We start from the raw sequence: 2,944 nt of genomic DNA on the forward strand, positions 1-2,944 counted from the left end.
CCCCCCCCCCCCCCCCCCCCCCCCCCCCCCCCCCCCCCCCCCCCCCCCCCCCCCCCCCCCCCCCCCCCCCCCACAGGGGGGGGGGCAGTGTTTGGGGGGATTGGGTTTCAGGTCAGCTCGGTGGCGGTGTTCTTGACCACCGCCAACTCCGGATGCGCCACCAGCTTGTCAATGTGCAGCTCGTCATTGTTCAACCAGGTTTCCGTCAACACCCGGTAGTGCTCCATGTCACGGCAGCGCATGCGCAGGCTGTAGTCGAACGGCCCGCTGATCAACTGGCACTCGAACACCTGCGGGCACGCCTTGACGCAGGCCTCGAAGGCTTTTTGCGCCGAACGCCCGCTCTGGTTGGACAGAGCCACCAACACCAACAGCGACAACCCGGGCGAGACCATCTGCACGTCGATGATCGCGCCATACCCGCGAATCACCCCGCGCCGCTCCAGCTTGCGCACCCGTTCCAGGCACGGCCTGGGGGTCAGGTGCACCAGCGACGAAAGCTTTTCGTAGGTGATACGCCCCTGGTGGCGCAGCACGTCGATGATCGCCTCATCGATGCGATCCAGCGCAGGGGAGGAGTGGGGTCCGTTGGCCTTAGTATCCATGAGTTCACTTCAAACGGTTGGAAAGAAATTGCTGCAAGCGCTCGCTGCCGGGGTGGTCGAGGATCTCGGCGCCGCCTTGTTCCTCGACCCGGCCCTGATGCAGGAACAGCACTTGGCTGGACACCTGGCGGGCAAAGCCCATCTCGTGGGTGACCATCAGCATGGTACGACCTTCCTCGGCCAACGTCTGTATGACTTTGAGAACTTCTCCTACAAGTTCTGGGTCCAGCGCTGACGTCGGTTCGTCGAACAGGATGATCTCCGGCTCCATCGCCAGGGCCCGGGCGATCGCCACCCGCTGCTGTTGGCCGCCCGACAGGAACGCCGGGTATTGGTCCGCCACGCGGCCGGGCAAACCCACCTTGTCCAGGTACAGGCGCGCGCGTTGTTCCGCCTCGGCGGCGCTCACGCCCAACACCCGGCGCGGGGCCATGGTGATGTTTTCGAGCACGGTCATGTGGCTCCAGAGGTTGAAGTGCTGGAACACCATGGCCAGGCGCGTGCGCAGGTTCTGCAGTTGGGCCTGGTGCGGTGCGCGGGTGCCGGCGCGGCCTTGCTGCATTTCGATGCTGATGCCGTCCAGGGTGATCACCCCGGCATCGGGTTGTTCAAGAAAGTTGATGCAGCGCAGCATCGTGCTTTTGCCGGAGCCGCTGGCGCCGATCAGGCTGATCACATCGCCCTGGCGTGCATTCAGCGACACGCCCTTGAGCACTTCGTGTTCGCCGTAGCGTTTGTGGATGCCCTCGACTTGTAGCTTGATGGCGGTGGTGACGGGTTTGGCAACGGGGAGGTCGACGGGATAAGCGGCCAGGGCCTGCGCGGACTGATTCATGGGTTAGCCTCGGGTAGGAACAAGAAAACGCATCCAGCGACGTTCGGCCAGTCGAAACAGGCCCACCAGTGCAAAGGACAGCAGCATGTACAACAGGGCGGCGATGCCGAAGGCCTGGAACGTCAGGAACGTCTCGGCATTTGCATCGCGGGCCACCTTGAGGATGTCGGCGACCGTGGCGGTAAACGCCAGTGAAGTGGCGTGCAGCATCAGGATCATTTCGTTGCTGTAGGCCGGCAACGCACGGCGCAGCGCAGCGGGTACCACCACAAACAGGTTCAGGCGCCAGCCGTGCAGGCCATAGGCGCGGGCGGCTTCGATTTCGCCGTGGGGGATATTGCGGATCGCCCCGGCGAAGATCTCCACGGTGTAGGCGCAGGTGTTGAGGACAAAGGCCAGCAGCGTGCAGTTCAGCGCATTGCGGAAAAACTGGTTGAGCAGGGCGTTGTCCTGCACCAGTTCCAGGCTGTACAGCCCGGTGTAGCAGATCAGCAATTGGATATACAGCGGCGTGCCGCGAAACAGGTAGGTGTAGACCTCCACCGGCCAGCGCAGCCAGAAGTGCGGCGAGACGCGGGCCAAGGCCAAGGGGATCGACAGGCAGAATCCCAGGACCACCGAGACAATGAACAGCCACAAGGTCATGGCGACGCCGGACAACCCTGCCCCATCGCTGAACAGGTAGGCCAGGCCGTATTGCTGGAACAGTTCGATCATCGCGCCATCCCCTTGATGCCCAGGTTGTAGCGCCGTTCCAGGCGCTTGAAGATGCGGTTGGAGAGGGTGGTGATCACCAGGTACACCAGGCCCGCAAGGATCAGGAAATACAGCGGTTCATTGGTGCTCTTGCCGGCGTTCTGCGCGGCCTTGACCAGGTCCGACAGGCCGATGATCGACACCAGCGCCGTGGACTTGAGCAGCACCAGCCAGTTGTTGCCCAGGCCCGGCAGCGCAAATCGCATCAATTGCGGGAACAGCACCAGGTGAAAACGCTGCCAGCGGCTCAGGCCATAGGCGGTGGCGGCTTCCAGCTGGCCGGCGGGCACACTGAGGATCGCCCCACGGAAGTTTTCGGTGAAGTACGCGCCGTAGATAAAGCCCAGGGTCACGACGCCCGCGGTGAAAGGGTCGATTTCAAAGTAGTCCCAGCCGAACGTTTCGCTCAGGTCGTTCAGCCACAGTTGCAGGCTGTAGAAAATCAGCAGGATCAGCACCAGGTCGGGCACGCTGCGGATCAGCGTGGTGTACAGGGTGGCGGGCACCCGCAGCCATTTCACGCTGGACAGCTTGGCACCCGCGGCGATCAGGCCCAGCGCAAGGCTCAAGGCCAGCGCGAGGAACGCCAGCTTGAGCGTCATCCAGGCGCCGTGGGCGAGCATCGGGCCGTAGCCCTGCAAGTTGAGGAATTCGTTCATGGTGGGTATCTCTCAAGGACACAGACGCCCCTCGTAGGAGCCGGCTTGCCGGCGATGAGGCCCTTGAATTCAGCGCAACGCTTCAGGCC

4 protein-coding genes are annotated in these 2,944 nt (G+C 63.5%); all 4 read right to left on the minus strand.

The genetic code is table 11. The features are described 5' to 3' along the window. Positions 1-107: 107 nt before the first annotated feature. From AC07OV_RS30445 to AC07OV_RS30460, 4 genes are read right to left on the minus strand one after another with little or no spacing between them, the layout of a single operon-like run. Positions 108-605 carry an Lrp/AsnC family transcriptional regulator gene (locus AC07OV_RS30445; RefSeq protein ID WP_071487193.1) on the minus strand — a complete coding sequence of 166 codons (498 nt, stop codon included), beginning with the start codon at positions 603-605 and terminating at the stop codon, positions 108-110. 4 nt (positions 606-609) lie between these two features. Then, positions 610-1,440, minus strand: a complete 831-nt coding sequence (locus tag AC07OV_RS30450; RefSeq protein ID WP_495093606.1) for an ABC transporter ATP-binding protein — start codon at positions 1,438-1,440, stop codon at positions 610-612. A 3-nt stretch (positions 1,441-1,443) separates the two neighbouring features. After that, a complete protein-coding gene (locus tag AC07OV_RS30455; RefSeq protein ID WP_494996376.1) occupies positions 1,444-2,157 on the minus strand; it encodes an ABC transporter permease in 714 nt (237 codons plus the stop codon). Further along, positions 2,154-2,855 (minus strand): ABC transporter permease, encoded by a 702-nt coding sequence (locus tag AC07OV_RS30460; RefSeq protein WP_176998939.1) that lies wholly within the window; start codon positions 2,853-2,855, stop codon positions 2,154-2,156. The genes AC07OV_RS30455 and AC07OV_RS30460 overlap by 4 nt, the downstream gene beginning before the upstream one ends. Positions 2,856-2,944 lie beyond the last annotated feature (89 nt).

The sequence above is a fragment of the Pseudomonas sp. GW821-FHT09A09 genome (genome assembly GCF_059418405.1).